The sequence below is a fragment of the Croceicoccus sp. Ery5 genome, from assembly GCF_020985325.1.
Classification (GTDB): domain Bacteria; phylum Pseudomonadota; class Alphaproteobacteria; order Sphingomonadales; family Sphingomonadaceae; genus Croceicoccus.
Genome location: NZ_CP087587.1, coordinates 2,965,398 through 2,986,319, shown reverse-complemented (window position 1 = coordinate 2,986,319; position 20,922 = coordinate 2,965,398). Strand labels below are relative to the sequence as shown.

Below are 20,922 nucleotides of genomic sequence, written 5' to 3'. Positions count from 1 at the left end.
AAGGGGATTTGCGTGGGATATTCCGCTAAAGCGGTGGCTAATGCATTTCTCGACATCGCTAAAGCGAATGAGAAAGGGCTAACGCCACTTAAGCTACAAAAACTGGTCTATATTGCGCATGGCTGGAACCTTGCAATTAATGGGCAACCGTTAGTTGATGATGAGTTTGCCGAGGCATGGCAATATGGACCCGTGTTCCCGTCGATTTATCACGAATTCAAAGAGTTTGGTAAGTCCAACGTCACGACCAAGGCGTTGGACTTTGAAATGGGTGATGATCTTGAATTCGATGTTTTTCAGCCAGAAGTGCCATCTTCTGACGAGGAAACGTGGAGCCTTTTGCAGCGGGTATGGGAAATATATGGAAAATACAGTGGGTTGACACTATCTGATGTTACTCATCGTCCAGATACGCCTTGGTCCAAGGTTTGGAACGAGAGTGGTGGGCGGAAAAATGCCGATATCTCTAACGAGGTTATTAAATCCCATTACGACCAGCTTGCGAAAACTAGAACAAGTGGTTCTGCCTCGTGAGCGAGGGTAGCGATAAGCTCGATGCGATTGGGTCGGATCTACCCGTTGCAAATAAACCTACCGCGAAAGCGTTTCTTGAAGAAAGCGCTTTTGCTTTAGAACGCGATCGTGAAAATAACCGGCATCGTTTGCAGCAGGATACCATGCGGCTTGGTGCGATTGGGAAATGGTTTGGATCAAGAGATAACGCGATAATATATATCGTCGCTATTCTCGTGACCCTTAGTGTCGTGGTTGTAGCAGTTCTCTCGATTATCGATCCTCAAATCCGCCCTTCGGCATTTGAGTTTTTCAAGATAGTCAGTATGGCACTGGTTGGCTTCTTCGCAGGAAGGAGTTTACCTAGCGCAGAGGACTAATGTTCATGCCGAGTCACAATCATGCAATTCTTACCGCTGAAATTATTGCACTGAGTGAGGCAGATAATTGGTCCGTTGCGCGGCAAGAATGGCATTTGCAATCTATATATTTTGAAGAAGAGCCTTCGACTTGTCTCTGTTCACACTTTCCCATAATTGAGGTTTGTGTGCTCGTAAACGCCAAGAATGGAAACACTGCAGAAGTCGGAAACGTCTGCGTTAACAAATTTCTAGGTATTCCATCTAAAATTATTTTCGACGGACTTAAGCGCGTCGCGAATGACCAAGACAAGGCTCTCAACATACCAGCGGTCGATTATATCCGAAAAAAAGGATGGATTAATGACTGGGAGTATGGGTTTTTGAACGACACTTCTCGCAAGAGGACTTTGTCTCCAAAACAAGCTGCGAAGCGGCATCAAATTAATCAGCGTATACTTAAAAACGTGAAGCGATCAAAAAAGAACATTTGAACGCCCGTTTTGAAGCGTCGCGAGATAAGCTAGCCAGAGTGTTAGTACCAAGATAAACCACTCATTTTATTTTCCTACACCCCGCCCCCCATGCTCATCCTCACGGATGACCAAACCCGCAAAAACCCCGCCCGAACCCGATTACATCCCCGTCGCGCGCCGTGGGCCGCATTGGGACCCGCAGAAGATGGCCGATTTCTTGCGCATGCTTGCCGCCACCCATTCCGTGTCGGAAGCGGCGCGGTCGGTGGGGATGAGCAGGCAGAGCGCCTATCGCCTGCGCTCCCGATTAAAGGGCACGCCGTTCGATATCGCGTGGGAAACCGCCTTTCGGCAGGGCTTTGACAATCTGGCCCATGCCGCGCTCGAACGCGCGATGAACGGGGTAGAGGTGCCGCATTACCATAAGGGCGAGCTGATCGGCACCTCGCGCCGCTATGACGAGCGGTTGACCGTGGCGCTGCTCAATATGCGCAACCGTTATGGCGCGCCCGCGCTGGGGCGCTATGGGCCGATGGCCGAATATATGTCCGAACGCTGGGATACGTTGCTGGAACGGGTGGAATATGGCCCGCTCGATTGGGACCAGCCCGAATTCCCGCCCGACCCCGCGCAAGAGGTTCAGAACCTGATCGCCCGCTTCACGGTGGAGGAGCCTGCGCCGCGCGGCAACCGGCGGCGCCCCTGATGTCACCTGTGCCGCCCTGCCGGAAACGACGGGAAACCGGCGCTTTGCGCGGGGGCGGGGCGGGTGACAGCCTGTCACCTTTGTCACCCGTGGCCCCGCAAATGGCGCGCGGCTTCCCGCCGTTCCGGGCCTATCCCTCGAACTGCGTTTCCAGCGTGATTTCGCAGTTCAGAACCTTGGAAATCGGGCATCCCGCCTTGGCTTCGGCGGCCAATGCCTCAAAATCCGGTTGCGCCATGCCGGGGATATGCGCCTTCATGGTCAGCGCGCTTTTCGTCACGGCAAATCCGTCGCCGTCCTTGTCCAGCGTCACTTCGCAGCTGGTGTCCAGCGTGCCTTCGGTATGGCCCGCCCGCGCAAGGGCAAAGCTGGTGGCCATGGTAAAGCAGCTGGCATGGGCGGCGGCGATCATTTCCTCGGGGTTGGTGCCGGGGCCGGATTCGAAACGGCTTTTAAAGCCATAGGGCGCGTCGACCGCTCCCGATCTGGTGGCGACATGGCCCACGCCATCCTTGCCAAAGCCTTCATAGCGGGCGGTTGCGCTGTTCACGGTCATTGCTCGGGTCCTTTCGGCATATGCGTCCCTGCGGCCAAAGCGATTCAGGCCGCGATGCGTTCCTGCTTGCGCGGCGCGGGGCGGCGCGGGATAATCCGGTGGTCGCTCCGGTCCCCGTCACCGCCGCGCCATCGCATCGCTCTGTGCAGAGGAATTGCGCCAGATGTCGAAAAATCCCTTGGTAATGAACCCGTTCGCCGCTGCCTCCTTTGCCTTCGAATGCTGGCGCCTGTGGTACGAATCGTCGCAGGTGATCGCCATGCGCTCGCTGCGGATGATGCAGGGCGGCGCACTGGCCCAGCGCGAGGCGGTGCGCATGGTATCGGAAAAATGGGAAACGGCGGCGCTGCTGACGATGCGGGCCTCTACCGGCCACGCGGGCCGCACGCCCGAAGCGTTCATGCGCCACGCGGTGCGCAATTACCGCACCCGCGTATCGCACAACCGGCGGCGCCTGATGCGGTAGGGGCTCTGGCGGCAGGCGGGGGGGCGTCAGGAAGGATGGTGATGGCCGTGGCGGTGGGTCAGAATATCCAGCACCCGCAATTCGCCCTTCCAGGCGCGTTCGTGGAAAAAGAACACGACCGCATTCACGCAAGGCTCGACCAGCGCGATCCCGCCCGCCAGCGCAAAGCTGCCGGTGAAGGCAAAGGCAACGGCGAACCCGACCATAAGGTGAAGGCCTAGGAAGCTGACGGTTTTGACAAGATCGCGGGGCATTGCGGTGTCCTTGATGGGGTAGTGCCCTACTTATTGCGAGCAAATCGCAATTACCAACGCGGAAAGCTGCAGAGTGTGATCGCTTCGGGCGATGAAAGCGGCGGAAATCGGCAGAAAAACCGCTGATGGACGGGGCGGCAGGGGGGCGGAACGGGGCGCGCAACTCGCCGCTTGGTCCGTTCGGCTGGCCGATTTCACCCGATTGAGACGGAACGGTGCCGAGAATGTGGCCGTTTTATGATCATGATGACGAAACGACCGATAAACGACTGTGTACAGGCCCGCCCTGCCGCCACGGCGATTGCCGCCGTGCTGGTATTGTCCTCCACCATGCCGCTTGCCGCACAGGAAGTGTTGGCCGGTCCGCCGCTGGCCATGCCCGCGCAAACAACCGCGCCGCAGGACCCGATGCCGATGCAAACGCAAACTGCGCCCGAGGCGACAGTGGCTCCTGCGCCGCAGACGACAAATGTGTCGCGGCCGATGGTTCAGCAGGTTCCGGATAAGATTGTCGTCCCCGACATCGACCTGCCCGCGGTAGAAGCCGAAGCCGAAGCTGAAGCCAGCGATGCGCCCGCCGCCTCAAGCGCCGCGCCGGTTCGGAACTCGGCGAGCGCGACGATAGTATCGGCAGCCGAACCTGCCGAACCCGTCGCATTGCCCGCCGCTATGGAACCCGCAATCGCCCCTGGTCTGAGCGATCCCGCCGCTCCCACCCCCGTCGAGCAGACACGTGTAACGCAGGAAACGACGACGACGAATGCAGACTGGATGTTCATGGCCGGTGCCGGTGCCGCCGGTCTGCTGCTGGTCGTTCTGCTGCTTGGCGTGGCTGCGCGTCGCAGGCGCGGTAATCGGGCGATGCGCCAGCAGGCCGCCGCAGGGCGACGGGAAGCCGCTGTGCGGATCGATCCGGTCGAACCTTCGACCGCCGAGCCGAAGCCGCTTCATCACAACCTCGATGGAAACGGCAATGTCACCACGCGCAGCGCTGCAACGCGCCAGCCGGTCTCTGTGGCCCCTTCGGCGGCAACCACCCGTTCGGTCAGCTTTGGCGCCGGTCCGGAGCACATAGTCACGCCGCATTTGCCGCGCGATCCGGTGGTGGACCGTTCGGTGCCCGTTTCGGCCAGTGCGGCGCAGGCTGAAACGGCAGAAGGCCGCCACGAGTTGATCGATCGCATGGTCGCGGCAGAGCCGGACCGGGCGATCCCGTTCCATTCGTTGAAGGCCCGCCGCCGCCGTGCGCGACTCATCGTGCAGACGCTGGTGCAGCGCATGAAGGACAATCCGAATCTCGATTTCGGGCGGTTTTATCGTAATTTTGGCAGCCGCTACGGTGAACAAACCGCCGCCTTTGCCTGATTTGCCAGCGCCGCAACGCCGATTTGCAGTTAATTTTCCCCTCTGTTGGGGATTACGACCGGCGGCCCCCTTTCCGGGGCCGCCGCTTCGTGCTTGGCCTAGGGGCTCGGAACGCAGGCGGACCGGGGGTCGTTATCCGGACAGGAACCGCCGCGAAAGGAATTCGATGCTTGAACATGTCCCCGAATGGCTGGGTGCCGCCCTGCACAATGTCCGCGCCGGACATAGCAAGCTGGCCGCGCTGAAACTGGGAAGCGAGAGCGTGGTAGGCGCGGGCGGCATGGTGCTGACCTCGGCCGCGTTCGAGAATGGCGAGGAACTGGACCCCAGCTTTACCGCTGACGAGGAAGACGCCGTCGCGCCGCCGCTGGAATGGAACCATATTCCGGCAGGGGCACAGGAACTGGTGCTGATTGTCGAGGATCCCGACGCGCCTTCGCCCGAACCGTTCTGCCACTGGCTGGTGTGGGGCCTTGCCCCCCAGCGCGGCAAGCTGATGGAGGGGGAGGTTCCGCCCAAGGTAGGGAAGAATTCCTATCAGAATTCGGAATGGCTGCTGCCCGATCCGCCCACCGGTCACGGCCCGCATGATTATGTGTTCCAGCTGTTCGCGCTGGACACGATGATCGATCTGAAGCCCGGCGCGGGCCGCGGCGCGTTGATGAAGGCGATGGAGGGCCATGTCCTTTCGCTCGCCATCCTGACCGCGACCTATGAACGCGGCGGCACCGACATCGACGATTGGGACGACATCGACCTGGACGACGATGACGATTGACCGGTTTCAAACCAATCCGGCTGCCCGCACAAGGGGGCCGAAACTCTCCTATGGAAAGGAAGTAAGTAATGGCTGCCAAGAATAACGCGATCAACAAGCCCGTTCCCGTTTCGGCCGATCTGGAAGAGATCGTCGGCAAGGGCCCGATGGCTCGCGGTGAAGTGACCGCCAAGGTTTGGGAATACATCAAGAAGCACGATCTTCAGGCCGCTGACGACAAGCGCATGATCGAGCCCGACGCCAAGCTGGGCAAGGTGATCGGCACCGAGAAGATCTCGATGTTCAAGATGACCGCGGCGATTTCCAAGCACCTCGGCTGATCGGTTTTTCCGGTATGAACAGGCTGGGCGGTCCGTTGAGGGCCGCCCTGTTTGTTTGAAGAGCCGAGCTTGCCGCTATTTGTGCCGGATATCGATATGTCCCAGCATGCGCACGAAATAGGCCGTCGACCAGCCCAGCATGATCACGCCGGCAATACTCTCCAGCGCGGCGACATTGCGCCATGCGGTCAGGATCAGCGCATCGTTAAAGCCGACGGTCGAATAGCTGATAGTCGAAAAATACAGCGCCGACGACAAATCGGGCAGCGCCCCGACATAGAGATAGAAAAAAGCGTATAGCCAGATTTCCATCCCGTGGATGATGAACAGGCTCAGCACGATCACGATTGTCATGCTGATGCCGTGGACGGTGACCGGCGGCAGATGGGTAACGCGGCGCGGGTCTTCGGCAGGACGGATGAAACGGGTGATCATGGCGAGGCCGAGCCCGTGAATAATCACGCAGGACGCGCCCAGCAGGCTGGCAGCACCCAGTTCGATGGCCAGCTGGTGGAACGGCGCATTCGTCAGTGCTGTCTGCAATTTTCGCCCCGCACCCGGTTTCGACCGGCCATATCATAGGGCGCAAGCGGCACGATTTGAAAGACCTGCGGCTTTCAGCCCTTATGTTCGGGCAGGCCCTTGCGACTGGTTGAGGCGAATTCTTCCAGCTCGGCCTCGCTCATGCTGTCGTACATGTCCTTTGACGCGCCTTGCAGATCCGATCGTTTGGCATCGCCCCGCTTGGCCGCCAATGCCGCCCCCGCGGCCTTTTGCTGGGCTTTCGATTTTGCAGGCATCAGTCGGCCTTTTCCAGTTCGGAGCCGAGTTTCAGCACCTCGTCCCCGTCTTCCTGTTCGATCAGATAGGCTGGATTGTCGCTGCTGCCGTGGCGGGTGATCGTTGACCCCTTGATCGTGCGTTCGACATCATTTTCGAAACGCTCGCGGATCTGTCCTTTTCCGGTGCCGTTGCCCCAGCTCCACTGGACGTGTTGGTTTACGCGAAAGCTTTTGTCCCGATCCGCCATCGTATTTACTCGGCTGCGGGCGCGCTGTCCGCATTTTCGGCTTCGAACGTGAAGTCTTCGGCCATTTCGGTGGCGGGTTCCTCATCGGTCGCCGCCGGTGCGGTGCGGGTGGCGACTTCCTTGACCTCGCCCGCCTGATCCGATGTCAGCGCACCGGTAACCCATACGATGGTCATCGCGGCGGCAGCCAGAAACAGGCTGATCAACAGCACATAGCGGACGATATTCGGGGTCGATCCGCTACGCGCCTCGTCGGTGGTCAGGTCGACCTCGTCTCCATGGCGTTGCATCGTCAAATCCTTCCAAGCTCCTGTCATGCGATCCCTTGACCCGCGTCCGGTGCCGGAAGCAGGCGGTTCATGTCGGAAACGCACCCCCGGAGCATAAGGTTCCGGGGGAGGCGGGAGGAAGGACGCGCGAAGACGGCCCTGAATCAGGGGCGCAGCAGCTCGTTGATGCCGGTCTTCGAACGGGTCTGCGCGTCCACGGTCTTGACGATTACCGCACAATAAAGCGACGGGCCGGGCGTGCCGTCGGGCAGGGGCTTGCCGGGCATAGAACCGGGCACGACCACGGCGAAGGGCGGAACGCGCCCCACATGGACTTCGCCGGTGTTGCGATCGATGATCTTGGTCGACGCGCCGATGAATACGCCCATCGACAGCACCGCACCTTCGCCGATGATGACCCCTTCGGCCACTTCGCTGCGCGCGCCGATAAAGGCGCCGTCCTCGATGATGACAGGGCCGGCCTGCAGCGGTTCCAGCACGCCGCCGATGCCCGCACCGCCCGAGATATGGACGTTCTTGCCGATCTGCGCGCAGGATCCGACCGTGGCCCAGGTATCGACCATCGTGCCCTCGTCGACGAAGGCACCGATATTGACGAAGCTGGGCATCAGCACCACGCCCTTGCCGATAAAGCTGCCGCGCCGCGCCACCGCGCCCGGCACCACGCGAAAGCCGTTCCGGGCAAAGCGGTCGTCGGTCCAGCCCGCGAATTTCGACGGCACCTTGTCATAGGCGCTTTCACCCGCCGAGCCATAGGGCACGATTTCATTGTCGTTCAGGCGGAACGACAGCAGCACAGCCTTTTTCAGCCATTGGTTGACCACCCATTCGCCGTCCTGCTTTTCGGCCACGCGTGCCTCGCCCGAATCGAGCAGGGCCAGAGCTTGCTCGACATCCTTGCGCACTTCGGTGCTTTCGGGCGTGACATTGGCGCGATCCTCGAAGGCGGCGTCGATGCGGGCGATCAGCTCTGATTGGGTGGTCATGGCGCGCGGTTCTTTCTTGGCACGGATGGTAACTGCCGCCGTGAAGGGGCGGTCGGGAAAGGCGCACCGCCTATCGCCTCCACCCCGTCGGGGCAACTGTTACAGGCGAAATCACTTGTGCCGTGGCGGGCCATGCACTGCGCGATCGCATAATTGCCACTCGATTTTTCATGGCGATCGGGGCACTTATCGAATGATCAAGGGGCTTGGCGCACATCCGTCTGCGGATCGATACGCGCCAATTGCGGGGGAACGGATGATTTCGGGTCGATCGGAACAACAGCGTCGGGCGGGGACGCGGGCCCGCAAGGCGCGGCTGATGCTGGGCCTGCCTGTCCTTGCGCTGCTGGCGGCCTGCGGCGGCGGCGGATCGGGAGGAGGGCCGATTTCCACGCCTTCGCCCGTGCCCAGCCCGACGCCGACCCCGACGCCCGCGATCAATTTCAACACGGCGGAATATCGCCAGTCCGACGGACCCGAACTGCACGATGCTGTTACCGCATGGCAGCAGGGCGCCACGGGCGAGGGCGTGGGCATCGCGATCATCGACACGGGGATCGACAGCGACAATCCGGAATTCGCGGGGCGGATTTCCAGCGCTTCGGCCGATGTGGCGGGCAATCGCGGGATCGAATCGCCCGATGGGCACGGCACGCAGGTCGCGCTGGTCGCGGCGGCGGCACGCGACGGAACAGGGGTGATGGGTATCGCGTTTGACGCGACGATCATCGCATTCCGCGCCGATCTGCCCGGCACGTGCGAGGGGTTCGACCCGCTGAACCCCACGACCGGTTGCAGCTTCAGCGATTCCGATATCGCACAGGGCGTCAATCTTGCGGTGTCGGCCGGGGCAAAGGTCATCAATATCTCGCTGGGCGGATCGACACCGACCCGCACGCTCGGCAATGCGCTGGCTTCGGCGGCGGCGGCGGGTGTGGTGATCGTGATTTCGGCGGGCAATGACGGGGAGAGTACCGATCCGCTGGTCGATCCGTCGAACCCCGATCCCTTTGCCATCGGCGCGCTGGCCGCCGCGCGGTCGAATGTGATCATCGCCGGATCGGTCGACAGCGCATCGCAGATTTCCGCCTTCAGCAACAAGGCAGGCTCGTCCGCGGCATCGTTCCTGACTGCTCAGGGCGAAGATATCTGCTGCGTCTATGAAGATGGCGAGATCTATACCGAGGTCCAGAACGGGTCCGAATATGTCTATGTCGTCAATGGCACCAGCTTTGCCGCGCCGCAGATCGCGGGGGCGGCGGCCTTGCTGGCGCAGGCCTTTCCCAATCTGAGCGGATCGGAAATCGTCAGCCTGCTGCTGAACAGCGCGCGCGATGCGGGGGCGGCGGGGACCGATGCGATCTATGGCCGCGGCGTGCTGGATATCGGTGCGGCGTTCGAACCTGCGGGCACGACGACACTGGCGGGCAGCAGCACGGCGCTTTCGCTGGCCAGCGCGGCGGGTACGACCAGCCCGGCAATGGGCGATGCGGGGGTACAGGGCACTGCCGGAGCGGTTGTGCTCGACGGATACGGGCGTGCCTATGCCGTCGATCTGGGCGCGCGGTTGCAACGCGCCGCACCGCGCCGCGACCTTGCCCGCGCGCTGATCGGCAATGCGCAGGGCGCCAGCCTGCAGGCCGGTGCGCTGGGGGCCAGCTTTTCGGTTACCGATCCGCTGAACGGACGCGGCAGCGGCGGCGCGCTGAACCTGCGCAATGACGAGATTGCGGGCGCGCGGCTTCTGGCCGCGCAGGTCACCGCACGGATCGCGCCGGGCACCGAGGTCGCCTTCGGCTTCCGTCAGGGGGCAAGCGGGCTGGAAGCGGGTCTGCGCGGCGCCGAACGGCCTGCCTTTATGGTCGCGCAGGACGCGGGCGCGGATTTCGGTTTCGCCGCCATGCGCGAAGGATCAATGGCGGTGCGCCGCGATATGGGCGGCTGGGGCCTGACACTGTCGGGCGAAACCGGCCTGGTATGGAGCGAGCGGCTGGACGACCCGTTGGCGATCCTGCCCGCACGGCGTGACCGGATTGCGCGCTATAGCTTGGCGGCGGGCAGCAGGACGGGCGATGTGACCGCCATGGTCGGCGCTTCGTGGCTGGCCGAGGATGCGACCGTTCTGGGCGGCAGTTTCCAGCAATCGCTGGTGGGCGCGGGCGGGGCCGACAGCCTGTTCGTCGATGCGATGCTGGGCTGGGACGCGGCGCGCGACTGGCGCTTTGGCGCGGCGATGCGGCAGGGATTTACCCGCCCCGTCACCGGCGGGCTGATGGCGGGCAACAGCCTGCTGCGAAGCATGGGGTGGAGCGTGGATGCCGTGCATTCGGGCCTGTTCGGCAGGGACGACCGGCTGGCGCTGCGCATATCCCAACCCTTGCGCGTCGAAACGGGTGCGCTCGCGCTCGATCTGCCGCTCGCCTATGACTACGAGAGCGAAGAAGCGAGCTGGGGCATATCGCGCCTCTCGCTCTCTCCCAGCGGGCGCGAGATCGCGAGCGAGATTTCGTGGCAGGGCCCGCTATGGGGCGGAAACATGTCGGCCAGCCTGTTCCACCGGCGCGAACCGGGCCACATCGCTGCGGCCGGCGACGATATAGGCGCGGGCCTGCGCTGGATCCGCGCGTTCTGACGATCAGGTCGGCGAACCGTCGCCCGTCAATTGCCTGACAAAGGAGACGAGGCCCGTCTGGCGTTCCCGGCGCAGCCGTTCGGCATCCAGAATGCGGCGTACCTGTTCATAGCAGCGGTCGATATCGTCGTTGACGACGACGTAATCGTAATCCGACCAGTGGCTGATTTCGGCACGGGCGCGGTCCATGCGCGCCTCGATCACCGCGGCATCGTCGGTGCCCCGCGCGGTCAGGCGGCGGCGCAATTCGTCGATACTGGGGGGCAGGATGAAGACGGGAACGACATCTTCGCGCGCGCGCTGCGATAATTGCTGCGTGCCTTGCCAGTCGATGTCGAACAGGAAATCGGTGCCGGCCTTCAGCCCTGCCCAGATTTGCGCCTTGGGCGTGCCATAGCTGTTGCCGAACACATGCGCCCATTCAAGGAATTCGTGATCTTCGGCCATGCGGTCGAATGTCGGCTTGTCGACGAAATGATAATCGCGCCCGTCCTGCTCGCCCGGGCGGATCGGCCGCGTGGTGGCCGAAACCGACATGGCAAGCCCCGCATCCGACTGCAGCAGCTTTTTCGCAATCGTCGTCTTTCCCGCACCCGACGGCGAGGAGAGAATGAACATCAGCCCGCGGCGCGCCAAAGGGGTTTCCGGCGCGCCATGGGGGGCGGTATCGGTGCTGTCGTGATCGGCCATGCGCGCTGATGGCCGCGAGGGGGGAGGTGCGTCAAGCGCGTAAAGCGCCCTCTTGCACCGCTGTCACCCGTTGCCGCTGTCGCTCATGCGTTTGTGCAATGCCTTTTGTCCCTCGGCCCGGGCCTTGCGGCTGCGGCTGCGGTCGTACAGCGCCTTGGCCAGCAACCCGCCGCCGATCACCACCGCACCCGGCACCGAACGGGTGGCGACGCGGGCAAGTCCCGCTGCCATCAGCGTTTCGGAGATCGACCGGTTGTCGATCGCCTTGCGCGCGTCCTCGCGGCTATAGCGCTTGCTGAGCATTTTCTTTTCCGCCATCTGCCGCGCAAAGCGCGATACGCCGCGCAAGGCGATGTCGGTCAGGATCAGATTGGTGATCGGATTGGGGCTGAAATCCGGCAGGCCGTTTTCGTCGGTCACGGGCGTCGTGCCCTTTTTCGGTTTCTTGCGGCTTTTGCGGAAAATGCCCATTGCTTGCCCCCGTTCGCTAACAGCGCGCCTGCACTGCCGCATGACAGATGCGGGCGCTGCCTATTTCTTTTTGCCGAAATCCACCGTGACGACATTCGAACCGTCGTCGGGTGCATCCCTGTCGTCAACGCCGACATGGGCAGCCTGTTCCGAATCGTTTTCGGCATCGCCGTGGGGCTCGCCCTCGTCCACCTCTGCCACGGCCTGGAATTGCAGGCCGAATTCGACGGCCGGATCGACGAAAGCGGTAATGGCGGAAAACGGAACCGTCAGCTTGGCCGGAATCTGGTTAAAGCTGAGCCCGACCGAGAAATGATCCTCCGCCACGGTCAGGTCCCAGAACTTGTTCTGCAGAACGATCGTCATCTCGTCCGGAAAACGGGCGCGCAGATCGGCGGGAATGTCCACGCCTGCCGCGCCCGTTTTGAACGTGATATAGAAATGATGGCTGCCCGGCGGCATGCCGCCCGCGGCCTCGACCTCGCCCAAAACGCGGCCGACCACGGCGCGCAGGGCTTCCTGCACGATCTCGTCATAAGGGATCAGGCTGTCGGGCGTGGTATCGTTCATGGGCACGAATTGTCAGGCGGTTACGCGCCGGTCAAGCATGAATGGACCAAGCTTGCGGACAATATCGCGGCCGTCGAACAATTGTTGCGGGTATGCACGGTTGCGCTTGATGCGAATTTCCGATGCTTGTCGCATCGCGCAACCCCTTGCACACGGCGGCGCGGGGCCTATAGCGCAGGATCATGCAGACCAGCCAAGCCTCTCGGACCGGTTCCATCCGGCGCAAGACCCATGAAACCGACATCGATGTCGCCATCGATCTCGACGGGACGGGCCAATATGACATCGCCACCGGCATCGGTTTTCTCGACCATATGGTCGAACAGTTTTCGCGCCATTCGCTGATCGATGTGAAGCTGCATGTCGACGGCGACCTGCATGTCGACCAGCACCATACGGTGGAAGACAGCGCCATCGCGCTGGGCGAGGCGATTCTGCAGGCCCTTGGCGAAAAGCGCGGCATCACCCGCTATGGCCAGGCCTATTCCCCGATGGACGAGACTTTGGCTCGCGTCGTGCTCGATATCTCGGGCCGGCCCTATCTGGTGTGGAAGGCCGGATTCTCGCAGCCGCGGCTGGGCGAGATGGATACCGAATTGTTCGAACACTGGTTCCATTCGATATCGCAGGCGGCGGGTGTCACGCTGCATATCGAACTGCTCTATGGCCAGAACAACCATCACATTGTCGAGGCGATCTACAAGGGCTTTGCCCGTGCCATGCGCGCGGCGGTGGAAATCGACCCGCGCAAGGGCGATGCCGTGCCGTCGACAAAGGGCATGCTGGGCGCCGGGACGCTGGAGGTTTAGGGTAACATGTTCATTCTCGACATCACCTATACCGCCCCGATCGAGGTAATCGACGGCCTTCTGGCCGACCATATCACCTGGCTGGAACAGGGGCGCGCCGACGGCATGTTCATGGCATGGGGCCGCAAGGTGCCGCGCGACGGCGGGCTGGTCTATGCCACCGGCACGCGCGAAACGGTCGAGGCGGCGGCGCAGCGCGATCCGTTCGTGGCGAATGGCGCGGCCAGCGTGCGCGTGATCGAATTCGTACCGAGCTATGCGGACGCGGGGCTCGAAGGGCTTTCCCGATGAAAGACGGGCTCGCCCTCATCGATTTCGGTGCGGGCAATCTGCATTCGGTTGAAAACGCGCTGAAGGCGGCAGGCGCGGGGCGGATCATCGTGACCAGCGATCCCGACGATGTGCGGCGCGCCGAACGCGTGGTGCTGCCGGGCGTGGGCGCGTTCGGTTCCTGCGCCAGCGCCCTGCGCGCCATTCCTGGCATGGTCGAGGCGATGGAGGAAGCCGTGCTGGACGGCGGCGCGCCGTTTCTGGGCATCTGCGTGGGCATGCAGCTTCTGGCGACGCGCGGGATCGAATTCGGCACGCATAAGGGGCTGGACTGGATACCGGGCGAAGTGCGCGCGATCGAGATTACCGATCCGGCGATCAAGGTGCCGCACATGGGCTGGAACGATGTGCGCCCGATGCCGCATCACGATGGCGCGGGGCTGATCGATCAGGGCGAGGCCTATTTCCTGCACTCGTTTCATTATGTCGCCGACAGCGGGCGCGATATTGCCGCGATCACCGACCATGGCGGCGCGATCACCGCCGCCGTCGCGCGCGACAATCTGCTGGGCGTGCAGTTTCACCCCGAAAAGAGCCAGCGCTATGGCATTGCGCTTCTCGAACGTTTTCTGGACTGGAAGCCATGATAGTATTTCCCGCCATCGACCTTAAGGCCGGACAGGTCGTGCGCCTTGCCGAGGGCGATATGGACCGTGCCACCGTCTATGGCGACGATCCCGCCGCGCAGGCCGCGATATTTGCCGAGGCAGGGGCCATGCATCTACATGTCGTCGATCTGGACGGATCGTTCGCGGGCAGGGCCGAGAATCGCGACGCAGTCGAAGGCATATTGAAAACCTTTCCTGGCCATATCCAGCTGGGCGGGGGCATCCGCACGCGTGAGGCGGTGGAGGGCTGGTTCGACCTTGGCGTCTCGCGCATCGTGATGGGCACCGCGGCGCTGAAAGACCCGCAATTCGTAAAGGACATGGCCAAAGAGTTTCCCGGCGGCATCGTCGTCGCCGTGGATGCGCGCGACGGCATGGTCGCGACCGAGGGCTGGGCGGAATTGTCCGACGTGCCCGTCGTCGATCTGGCCCGCCGGTTCGAGGATGCCGGCGTTGCCAGCCTGCTGTTCACCGATATCGGCCGCGACGGTATGCTGAAAGGCTGCAACATCGACGCCACCGTCGATCTTGCGCGCGCGACCGACATGCCCGTCATCGCCAGCGGCGGGGTGAAGGGGCTGGACGACATCCATATCCTGTCGCTGCATGCGAATGACGGGATAGAGGGGGTAATCACAGGCCGCGCGATTTATGACGGGCGGCTCGACCTTGCCGCCGCGCTCGCCATCGCCGCGCGGGCGGAGGGCTGATCGCATGACCGTCCGCATCCGGGTTATCCCCTGCCTCGACGTGGCCGAGGGCCGCGTGGTCAAGGGCGTGAATTTCGTCGATCTGGTCGACGCGGGCGATCCGGTCGAACAGGCGCGCGCCTATGATGCGGCGGGCGCGGACGAACTGTGTTTCCTTGACATTTCCGCTACCCACGAAGGGCGCGGCACTCTGGTCGATATCGTGCGGCATACGGCAGAGGTGTGCTTCATGCCGTTAACCGTGGGTGGCGGGGTGCGTTCGGTGGACGATGCCCGCACATTGCTGCTGGCAGGCGCGGACAAGGTCGCGGTCAATTCCGCCGCCGTGGCGCGGCCCGAAGTGGTGGCCGACATCGCCGACCGTTTCGGCGCGCAATGCGTGGTCGCCTCGGTCGATGCGCGGCGCGTTGCGGGAGAGGGCCGCTGGGAAATTTTCACTCACGGCGGGCGCAAGCCGACCGGCATCGATGCGGTCGAGCATGCGGTCAGGCTGGCTGGTCTTGGCGCGGGCGAATTGCTTGTCACATCGATGGATGGCGACGGGACCAAGGCAGGCTATGATCTTGCGCTTACCCGCGCCATTGCCGATGCGGTTTCGGTGCCTGTCGTCGCCAGCGGGGGTGTCGGCACGCTCGACCACCTTGTCGAAGGGGTCACGAAAGGCCATGCCAGTGCCGTGCTCGCCGCGTCGATCTTTCATTTCGGCACCTATTCGATTGCCGAGGCCCATGCCGCCTTGCGCGCCGCGGGGCTGCCCGCCCGGGCATGACGGGCATCGTGCTGATACGGGGGCATAGGCACCATGGGTGAGAGCGCAAGCGCGGGACTGCTGATCGAAGGCTTCGTCCTGCTCGGCGCGGCGCTGGTGTTCGTTCTGCTGTTCCGGCGGCTGGGGCTGGGTGCGACGCTGGGCTATCTGGTCGCGGGCGTGGTCGTCGGCCCGCAAGTGCTGGGCCTTGCCGGAGATGCCGAGGACAAGCTGCATTTCGCCGAGCTTGGCATCACATTTCTGCTGTTCATCGTCGGCCTCGAACTGGCCCCGCAGCGCCTGTGGCGCATGCGGCGCGAGATTTTCGGACTGGGATTTGCGCAGGTCGTGCTGTGCGCCGTGGCGATTGTCGCGCTGATCTGGCTGACCACCGGCTTCACCTTTGCCGCCGTGCTGGCGCTGGGCCTGCCGCTGGCCCTGTCCTCGACCGCGCAGGTCTTGCCGATGCTGCAATCGGCGGGGCGCCTGCGGACGCCGTTCGGCGAACGCGCCTTTGCGGTCCTGCTCTTTCAGGACCTGTCGATCATCCCGCTCCTCACCATCGTCGCCGCGCTCAGCCGTAATCCGGCGGATCAGGCGGGGCCGCCCGGATGGCAACTGGCGCTGATGACGATTGCCGCGGTCGTCGGGCTGATGCTGGTGGGCGCCTATCTGCTGCGCCCGCTGTTGCGGCTGATCGGCAATCTGGGCGAGCGGGAGATGTTCGTGGTCGCCGGCCTGTTCGCGGTGGTCGGTTCGGCGGCGCTGATGGCATGGCTGGGCCTGTCGACCGCGCTGGGCGCATTCGTCGCGGGCGTGATGCTGGCCAGCTCCCCCTTCCGGCACGAGCTTGAGGCGGATGTCGAGCCGTTCCGGTCGATCCTGCTGGGGCTGTTCTTCCTTGCGGTGGGCATGATCCTCGATCTGCAGGCCATTGCCGAACGTCCTGTGTTCGTGATCCTTGGTGCGATCCTGCTGATCGGCGCGAAAACCGGTGTGATCTTTCTGCTGGGGCTGGTTGCCAAAATGCAATGGCGCAGCGCGCTGGCACTGGGTCTGCTGCTCAGCCAGGGGGGCGAGTTCGGCTTTGTGCTGTTCGCTGCCGCCGAACAGGGGCTGCTGATCAGCGGAGAGGCATCGAGCCTGTTCACCGCGATCATCACGATTTCGATGGCGTCCACCCCGTTCCTGATGAAGTTCACCTCCAGCATCCGCAAGCCAGCCAATGGCGATAGCGAGGAGCGCGAGGGCCCCGTCAACGAAGGTGCGAGCGCGTTGGTCGTCGGCTATGGCCGCTTTGGCCAGACGGTCGCGCAGGCATTGTCGGCGGGCGAGATCGGGCTGACCGTGATCGACCACGATGTCGAACAGATAGACGTGGCACAGGAATTCGGGGCGACCGTCTATTTCGGCGACGGCACGCGCATGGACCTGTTGCGACAGGCCGGCGCGTCCGAGGCGGAGGCGATCCTGTTCTGCATCGACGGCGACCAGATCGACAGCCATTTGCTGCGCGAGGTGCACGAGGCTTTTCCCAAGGCGCTGGTCTATATCCGCGCCTATGACCGCCGCTCGATCCTGAAAATGGATCCGGGCGAAAAGGATGTGGTGGTGCGCGAGGTTTACGAATCCGCCATCACCATGGCGCGCGAGGCATTGCGCGGGCTGGGCACCAGCGAGCAGCATATCGACGGCGCGATCGAGGATTATCGCAAGGTGGACGAAGAGCGGCTGAAGCTGCAACGCGAGGCAGGCGACCTGCGCGCGGGGCGCGACCGCATGTTCGTTCCCGATCCGCGCCACTGATGCGCGCCACAACAGCGAATAAGGGCATCATGACCGACACCACAGACATACTCACCCGCCTTGCCGCGACGATCGAGACCCGCAAGGGCGGCAATCCCGACGAAAGCTATGTCGCCAAGCTGTTCGACCGCGGACCCGATTATGCCGCGCGCAAGCTGGGCGAGGAAGCGGTCGAGACCGTCGTCGCCGCGCTGGCGGGCAGCGACGGTGAACTGGTGGGCGAGGCGGCGGATGTGATCTTCCACCTGTCGGTCCTGCTTGCCGCGCGCGACCTGTCGATCCTTGACGCGCTGGGTGAACTGGCCCGCCGCGAAGGGCTGTCGGGGATCGACGAAAAAAACGCACGCAGCGCAAAGGGAGCGAAGTAATGCAGCCTGTCGACCCCACGCAGCCCTATGATCCCGACAATATCTTTGCCAGAATCCTGCGCGACGAAATCCCTTCGACCCGTGTGTACGAGGATGAATGGGCGATCGCCTTTCACGATATCGCGCCGGTCGCGCCCGTTCATGTGCTGGTGATCCCGCGCGGCGCCTATGTCAGCTGGGACGATTTTTCCGACCGTGCACCGGCCGAGGAAGTGGCCGGTTTCGTCAGGGCGGTGGGCAATGTCGCGCGGCAATTGGGGCTGGTCGAACAGGGCTATCGCCTGATCAACAATATCGGGCCGGACGGCGGGCAGATCGTGCCGCATCTGCATGTCCATTTGCTGGGCGGGCGCGTAATGGGGCCCATGCTGACACCGCAATAGCGCGGTTCGACCCCCGCGATGCCACCATTCGTGGCTTCGCCGCGATCAGTAGTTAACAAGTTCCGCCCCCGCGCTTGTGTGACGAATCGCAGCGCGGCTATGAGCGCAATGTCTATGCGCTCCGACGATGATCCCGATATTTCGCATCATGGCGAGGCGCTTCCCGTTCCGGCGGGAGGATCGATCCTGCGCGGCGCGCATTATTATGCGGTGCGCGTGTTCTTCGAAGATACCGATCTGTCGGGCGTGGTCTATCACGCCAACTATCTGCGCTGGTTCGAACGCGCGCGCTCGGACCTGTTGCGCATGCTGGATATCGACCAGCGCCACGCGCATGAAGGGGGCGAGGGCGCCTATGCCGTCAGCGATCTCGCCATCCGCTATGCGGCGCCCGCGCGGCTGGATGACGATGTGCTGATCGAAACCCGCGCCGTGCAAATCGGGCGGGCGTCGTGCCGGTTGAAACAGCGTGCATTTCGCGACGATCAATTGCTGGCCGAAATGGATGTGCGCGTCGGTTTCGTCGCCCCCAATGGCCGTCCGCGACGCCAACCCGAAAAATGGCTGGCCGCCTTCGATAATTTCATGAACCGTTCACCTGACGCGGGCAATTCCGCACCTCAGGGGGCTCTCCCCGATCATTCTCCAGACCTGAAAGACTGATGTCGATGACCGCAACCGCCCTTGTTCTGGCTGCCGCGATTCCCCCTGCCACCGTGGCCGCGCCCACCCATCTCGATCCGCTGCAACTGTTCCTCGATGCCGGTATCGTGGTGAAACTGGTCATGGCGGGCCTGCTGCTTGCATCGGTTTGGGTATGGGCGATCATCGTGTCCTTCTCGATGAAGGTCGGACGGCTGGAGGCGAAGAACCGCCATTTCGAAAAGAGCTTCTGGCGCAGCGACAATCCCGATGCGCTGATCGCCAACCGCGAAGGCAATCTCCCCTCGCGCTCGGTGGCAGAGGCGGGGCTGGCCGAATGGCGCGCCTCGACCGAAAAGGGCGTCCGCGACCGCGAGGGTACGCGCGCCCGTCTGACGCAGGCGATGGATGCAGCGGTCACGACCGAAAGCGACAAGCTTGCCGCGCAGCTCAATTTCCTTGCCACCGTGGGGTCGGTCGCACCCTTCGTGGGGCTGTTCGGCACGGTCTGGGGCATCATGGAAAGCTTTTTCCAGATCGGTGCGCAGTCCAATACCTCGCTCGCCGTGGTCGCGCCCGGCATTTCCGAGGCCTTGTTCGCAACCGCCATCGGCCTGTTCGCGGCCATCCCTGCGGTGATCGCCTATAACCGGTTCTCGCACCGCGTCGGCACATATGAAACGCGCCTCTACCGCTTTGCCGACAAGCTCCATGCCTCGCTCAGCCGCGAACTGGAGGCGATGTAAATGGGCGCAAGGCTCGCATCTTCAGGCGGCGGCGGGCGCGGCAGGCGCGGACGCCATGGCCGTGCGCCCATGGCCGAGATCAATGTCACGCCGATGGTCGACGTGATGCTGGTGCTGTTGATCATCTTTATGGTCGCGGCCCCGCTGCTGGTCGCGGGCGTGCCGGTCGATCTGCCCGACAGCCAGGCCGACGCCCTGAATAACGAGGACCGGCAGATCAGCGTCTCTCTGGACGAACAGGGCCTCATCTATATCGACGAGGATCGCGTGCCCGCGGGCGAGTTTGTCGACAGGCTGGCCGCCATTTCGCCGCCCGATGCGGTGAACGCGCCGCCGGTCGTGCTGCGTGCCGACCGTTCGCTGGATTATGGCCGTGTGGTGGCCGTGATGGGGGCCTTGAATGCCGCCGGATTCCGCCAGATATCGCTGGTCACACACGGTTCATCTGAAAGCCCATAGCCGATGGCGAATATGCGTTCCGCCTCTGCCCTTTACGATGCGCCCGAATCGCCCGCTTTCGGGCGTGAGGAGCGCGTTGGGCTGGGCATTGCCATCGTGGCTCATGCCATTCTGTTCGCAGGGCTGGCATGGTGGGATTCCTCGCCCGAGCCGGTGGACCTGCCTGAACGGATTTCGGTGACCGTTTCCGACGAAATCGCGCTGGAATCGGTCTCGCCCAATCCGATGGCCGATCCGGCCCCCTCGGTCGCGCCCGAGATCGGAGAGATCCGGCCCGCTGCCGAATCGCTTCCCGAACCCGTGCCGGTCACTGCCGCGCCGGTCGAAACGCCGCGTCCCGCACCGACGCCGCGCCCGAACCCGACGCCAGCGCCCCAGCCCAAGGCGCGCCAGCCCGAACCGAAACCCGCGCCGCCGCAGCCCAAACAGCAACCGCGCGAGAAACAGCAGGCGCAGGGCAGCCGGATCGGTTCGGACTTCCTGTCGGGCACCGGCGGCAGCGGTTCCGACCGCGAGCAACCGGCGGAACGGGCAGGACCGGCGACCGCCGCCTCGCTCTCCTCGGCCATTGCGCGCGAGTTGAAACCGCACTGGACCGCGCCGCAAGGTGCCGATGCGGAAAAGCTCGTCACCGTGCTCGCATGGCGCATGAACCGCGACGGCAGCCTTGCGGGCCGCCCCGAAGTCGTGTCGCAGTCGGGCATTACCGAAGCCAACCGGGCGCAGGCCGACCGCCACGCCGAACTCGCCATCAGGGCGGTGCAGCTGGCTGCGCCGTTCGACCTTCCGTCTGAATATTACGATAGCTGGAAACGCGTGGATGCGTTCCGTTTCGACCGGAGACTCTAAGG

At 63.2% G+C, this 20,922-nt stretch carries 31 protein-coding genes; 21 read left to right on the top strand and 10 right to left on the bottom strand.

Annotated features, from left to right (window positions below):
* Nucleotides 1-12 precede the first annotated feature (12 nt).
* The 4 genes from LOZ74_RS14315 (at nucleotide 13) to LOZ74_RS14300 (ending at nucleotide 2,054) form a co-directional block, all read left to right on the top strand.
* Nucleotides 13-534, top strand: coding sequence for a Panacea domain-containing protein (locus LOZ74_RS14315; RefSeq protein WP_230291719.1), 522 nt, complete (start codon nucleotides 13-15; stop codon nucleotides 532-534).
* Nucleotides 531-893, top strand: a complete 363-nt coding sequence (locus tag LOZ74_RS14310) for a hypothetical protein (RefSeq protein WP_230291718.1) — start codon at nucleotides 531-533, stop codon at nucleotides 891-893. Before LOZ74_RS14315 ends, LOZ74_RS14310 begins: the two co-directional genes overlap by 4 nt.
* 5 nt (nucleotides 894-898) lie before the next feature.
* The gene (locus tag LOZ74_RS14305; protein ID WP_230291717.1) at nucleotides 899-1,366 is read left to right on the top strand and encodes a hypothetical protein; all 468 of its coding nucleotides are present in this window, start codon (nucleotides 899-901) and stop codon (nucleotides 1,364-1,366) included.
* A 106-nt stretch (nucleotides 1,367-1,472) separates the two neighbouring features.
* Nucleotides 1,473-2,054: a hypothetical protein gene (locus LOZ74_RS14300; protein ID WP_230291716.1), complete on the top strand. Its 582-nt coding sequence runs from the start codon at nucleotides 1,473-1,475 to the stop codon at nucleotides 2,052-2,054.
* A 130-nt stretch (nucleotides 2,055-2,184) separates the two neighbouring features.
* Here the strand turns inward: LOZ74_RS14300 and LOZ74_RS14295 are convergent, their stop codons facing one another.
* On the bottom strand, nucleotides 2,185-2,610 hold the full coding sequence (locus LOZ74_RS14295; RefSeq protein WP_230280188.1) for an OsmC family protein: 426 nt from the start codon (nucleotides 2,608-2,610) through the stop codon (nucleotides 2,185-2,187).
* A gap of 184 nt (nucleotides 2,611-2,794) precedes the next feature.
* Here LOZ74_RS14295 and LOZ74_RS14290 point away from each other — a divergent pair, with 184 nt between their 5' ends.
* Nucleotides 2,795-3,076: a hypothetical protein gene (locus tag LOZ74_RS14290; protein WP_230291715.1), complete on the top strand. Its 282-nt coding sequence runs from the start codon at nucleotides 2,795-2,797 to the stop codon at nucleotides 3,074-3,076.
* 26 nt (nucleotides 3,077-3,102) lie between these two features.
* Here LOZ74_RS14290 and LOZ74_RS14285 read toward each other — a convergent pair whose 3' ends face one another.
* Complete coding sequence (locus tag LOZ74_RS14285) at nucleotides 3,103-3,330, bottom strand: DUF2061 domain-containing protein (RefSeq protein ID WP_230291714.1); 228 nt, start codon at nucleotides 3,328-3,330, stop codon at nucleotides 3,103-3,105.
* A gap of 237 nt (nucleotides 3,331-3,567) precedes the next feature.
* Between LOZ74_RS14285 and LOZ74_RS14280 the strand changes: the two genes are divergently transcribed.
* The 3 genes from LOZ74_RS14280 to LOZ74_RS14270 all read left to right on the top strand — a co-directional run bounded on the left by LOZ74_RS14280 (nucleotide 3,568) and on the right by LOZ74_RS14270 (nucleotide 5,793).
* The gene (locus LOZ74_RS14280) at nucleotides 3,568-4,695 is read left to right on the top strand and encodes a hypothetical protein (RefSeq protein ID WP_230291713.1); all 1,128 of its coding nucleotides are present in this window, start codon (nucleotides 3,568-3,570) and stop codon (nucleotides 4,693-4,695) included.
* A 166-nt stretch (nucleotides 4,696-4,861) separates the two neighbouring features.
* On the top strand, nucleotides 4,862-5,473 hold the full coding sequence (locus tag LOZ74_RS14275) for a YbhB/YbcL family Raf kinase inhibitor-like protein (protein ID WP_230291712.1): 612 nt from the start codon (nucleotides 4,862-4,864) through the stop codon (nucleotides 5,471-5,473).
* A gap of 68 nt (nucleotides 5,474-5,541) precedes the next feature.
* Nucleotides 5,542-5,793, top strand: a complete 252-nt coding sequence (locus LOZ74_RS14270; RefSeq protein WP_230280193.1) for an SWIB/MDM2 domain-containing protein — start codon at nucleotides 5,542-5,544, stop codon at nucleotides 5,791-5,793.
* 75 nt (nucleotides 5,794-5,868) lie between these two features.
* Here LOZ74_RS14270 and LOZ74_RS14265 read toward each other — a convergent pair whose 3' ends face one another.
* The 5 genes from LOZ74_RS14265 to dapD all read right to left on the bottom strand — a co-directional run bounded on the left by LOZ74_RS14265 (nucleotide 5,869) and on the right by dapD (nucleotide 8,099).
* Complete coding sequence (locus LOZ74_RS14265) at nucleotides 5,869-6,336, bottom strand: ion channel (RefSeq protein ID WP_230280194.1); 468 nt, start codon at nucleotides 6,334-6,336, stop codon at nucleotides 5,869-5,871.
* A 74-nt stretch (nucleotides 6,337-6,410) separates the two neighbouring features.
* Complete coding sequence (locus LOZ74_RS14260) at nucleotides 6,411-6,593, bottom strand: DUF3008 family protein (protein WP_230291711.1); 183 nt, start codon at nucleotides 6,591-6,593, stop codon at nucleotides 6,411-6,413.
* Nucleotides 6,593-6,823, bottom strand: coding sequence for a DUF2945 domain-containing protein (locus tag LOZ74_RS14255; RefSeq protein WP_230291710.1), 231 nt, complete (start codon nucleotides 6,821-6,823; stop codon nucleotides 6,593-6,595). Before LOZ74_RS14255 ends, LOZ74_RS14260 begins: the two co-directional genes overlap by 1 nt.
* A 5-nt stretch (nucleotides 6,824-6,828) precedes the next feature.
* Nucleotides 6,829-7,113, bottom strand: a complete 285-nt coding sequence (locus LOZ74_RS14250) for a hypothetical protein (protein WP_230293963.1) — start codon at nucleotides 7,111-7,113, stop codon at nucleotides 6,829-6,831.
* 143 nt (nucleotides 7,114-7,256) lie between these two features.
* Entirely contained in the window at nucleotides 7,257-8,099 is an 843-nt protein-coding gene (gene dapD / locus LOZ74_RS14245; RefSeq protein WP_230291709.1) for a 2,3,4,5-tetrahydropyridine-2,6-dicarboxylate N-succinyltransferase, read from the bottom strand.
* Nucleotides 8,100-8,418: 319 nt separating this feature from the next.
* Here dapD and LOZ74_RS14240 point away from each other — a divergent pair, with 319 nt between their 5' ends.
* Entirely contained in the window at nucleotides 8,419-10,731 is a 2,313-nt protein-coding gene (locus LOZ74_RS14240; RefSeq protein WP_230291708.1) for a S8 family peptidase, read from the top strand.
* A gap of 3 nt (nucleotides 10,732-10,734) precedes the next feature.
* Here the strand turns inward: LOZ74_RS14240 and gmk are convergent, their stop codons facing one another.
* The 3 genes from gmk to LOZ74_RS14225 all read right to left on the bottom strand — a co-directional run bounded on the left by gmk (nucleotide 10,735) and on the right by LOZ74_RS14225 (nucleotide 12,462).
* Entirely contained in the window at nucleotides 10,735-11,421 is a 687-nt protein-coding gene (gene gmk, locus LOZ74_RS14235) for a guanylate kinase (protein WP_230291707.1), read from the bottom strand.
* Between the two features lie 63 nt (nucleotides 11,422-11,484).
* Nucleotides 11,485-11,892, bottom strand: a complete 408-nt coding sequence (locus LOZ74_RS14230) for a hypothetical protein (protein WP_230280200.1) — start codon at nucleotides 11,890-11,892, stop codon at nucleotides 11,485-11,487.
* A gap of 60 nt (nucleotides 11,893-11,952) precedes the next feature.
* Nucleotides 11,953-12,462 carry an SspB family protein gene (locus LOZ74_RS14225; protein ID WP_230280201.1) on the bottom strand — a complete coding sequence of 170 codons (510 nt, stop codon included), beginning with the start codon at nucleotides 12,460-12,462 and terminating at the stop codon, nucleotides 11,953-11,955.
* Between the two features lie 182 nt (nucleotides 12,463-12,644).
* Here LOZ74_RS14225 and hisB point away from each other — a divergent pair, with 182 nt between their 5' ends.
* From hisB to LOZ74_RS14165, 12 genes are all read left to right on the top strand, one after another.
* A complete protein-coding gene (gene hisB, locus LOZ74_RS14220; protein ID WP_230291706.1) occupies nucleotides 12,645-13,271 on the top strand; it encodes an imidazoleglycerol-phosphate dehydratase HisB in 627 nt (208 codons plus the stop codon).
* A gap of 6 nt (nucleotides 13,272-13,277) precedes the next feature.
* Nucleotides 13,278-13,562, top strand: a complete 285-nt coding sequence (locus tag LOZ74_RS14215; RefSeq protein WP_230291705.1) for a YciI family protein — start codon at nucleotides 13,278-13,280, stop codon at nucleotides 13,560-13,562.
* On the top strand, nucleotides 13,559-14,188 hold the full coding sequence (hisH, locus tag LOZ74_RS14210; RefSeq protein ID WP_230291704.1) for an imidazole glycerol phosphate synthase subunit HisH: 630 nt from the start codon (nucleotides 13,559-13,561) through the stop codon (nucleotides 14,186-14,188). Before LOZ74_RS14215 ends, hisH begins: the two co-directional genes overlap by 4 nt.
* The gene (hisA, locus tag LOZ74_RS14205) at nucleotides 14,185-14,919 is read left to right on the top strand and encodes a 1-(5-phosphoribosyl)-5-[(5-phosphoribosylamino)methylideneamino]imidazole-4-carboxamide isomerase (RefSeq protein WP_230291703.1); all 735 of its coding nucleotides are present in this window, start codon (nucleotides 14,185-14,187) and stop codon (nucleotides 14,917-14,919) included. The genes hisH and hisA overlap by 4 nt, the downstream gene beginning before the upstream one ends.
* Before the next feature lie 4 nt (nucleotides 14,920-14,923).
* The gene (hisF, locus tag LOZ74_RS14200) at nucleotides 14,924-15,688 is read left to right on the top strand and encodes an imidazole glycerol phosphate synthase subunit HisF (protein WP_230291702.1); all 765 of its coding nucleotides are present in this window, start codon (nucleotides 14,924-14,926) and stop codon (nucleotides 15,686-15,688) included.
* Nucleotides 15,689-15,721: 33 nt separating this feature from the next.
* The gene (locus LOZ74_RS14195; protein ID WP_230291701.1) at nucleotides 15,722-17,473 is read left to right on the top strand and encodes a cation:proton antiporter; all 1,752 of its coding nucleotides are present in this window, start codon (nucleotides 15,722-15,724) and stop codon (nucleotides 17,471-17,473) included.
* Between the two features lie 29 nt (nucleotides 17,474-17,502).
* Nucleotides 17,503-17,841 (top strand): phosphoribosyl-ATP diphosphatase, encoded by a 339-nt coding sequence (locus LOZ74_RS14190; protein WP_230291700.1) that lies wholly within the window; start codon nucleotides 17,503-17,505, stop codon nucleotides 17,839-17,841.
* Nucleotides 17,841-18,224 carry a histidine triad nucleotide-binding protein gene (locus LOZ74_RS14185; RefSeq protein ID WP_230291699.1) on the top strand — a complete coding sequence of 128 codons (384 nt, stop codon included), beginning with the start codon at nucleotides 17,841-17,843 and terminating at the stop codon, nucleotides 18,222-18,224. Before LOZ74_RS14190 ends, LOZ74_RS14185 begins: the two co-directional genes overlap by 1 nt.
* A gap of 114 nt (nucleotides 18,225-18,338) precedes the next feature.
* Nucleotides 18,339-18,887 (top strand): YbgC/FadM family acyl-CoA thioesterase, encoded by a 549-nt coding sequence (locus LOZ74_RS14180; protein WP_230291698.1) that lies wholly within the window; start codon nucleotides 18,339-18,341, stop codon nucleotides 18,885-18,887.
* Nucleotides 18,888-18,892: 5 nt separating this feature from the next.
* Nucleotides 18,893-19,612: a protein TolQ gene (tolQ, locus tag LOZ74_RS14175; RefSeq protein WP_230291697.1), complete on the top strand. Its 720-nt coding sequence runs from the start codon at nucleotides 18,893-18,895 to the stop codon at nucleotides 19,610-19,612.
* Complete coding sequence (locus LOZ74_RS14170) at nucleotides 19,613-20,071, top strand: ExbD/TolR family protein (protein WP_370638838.1); 459 nt, start codon at nucleotides 19,613-19,615, stop codon at nucleotides 20,069-20,071.
* A 3-nt stretch (nucleotides 20,072-20,074) separates the two neighbouring features.
* On the top strand, nucleotides 20,075-20,920 hold the full coding sequence (locus LOZ74_RS14165) for a hypothetical protein (protein ID WP_230291695.1): 846 nt from the start codon (nucleotides 20,075-20,077) through the stop codon (nucleotides 20,918-20,920).
* Nucleotides 20,921-20,922: the final 2 nt, after the last annotated feature.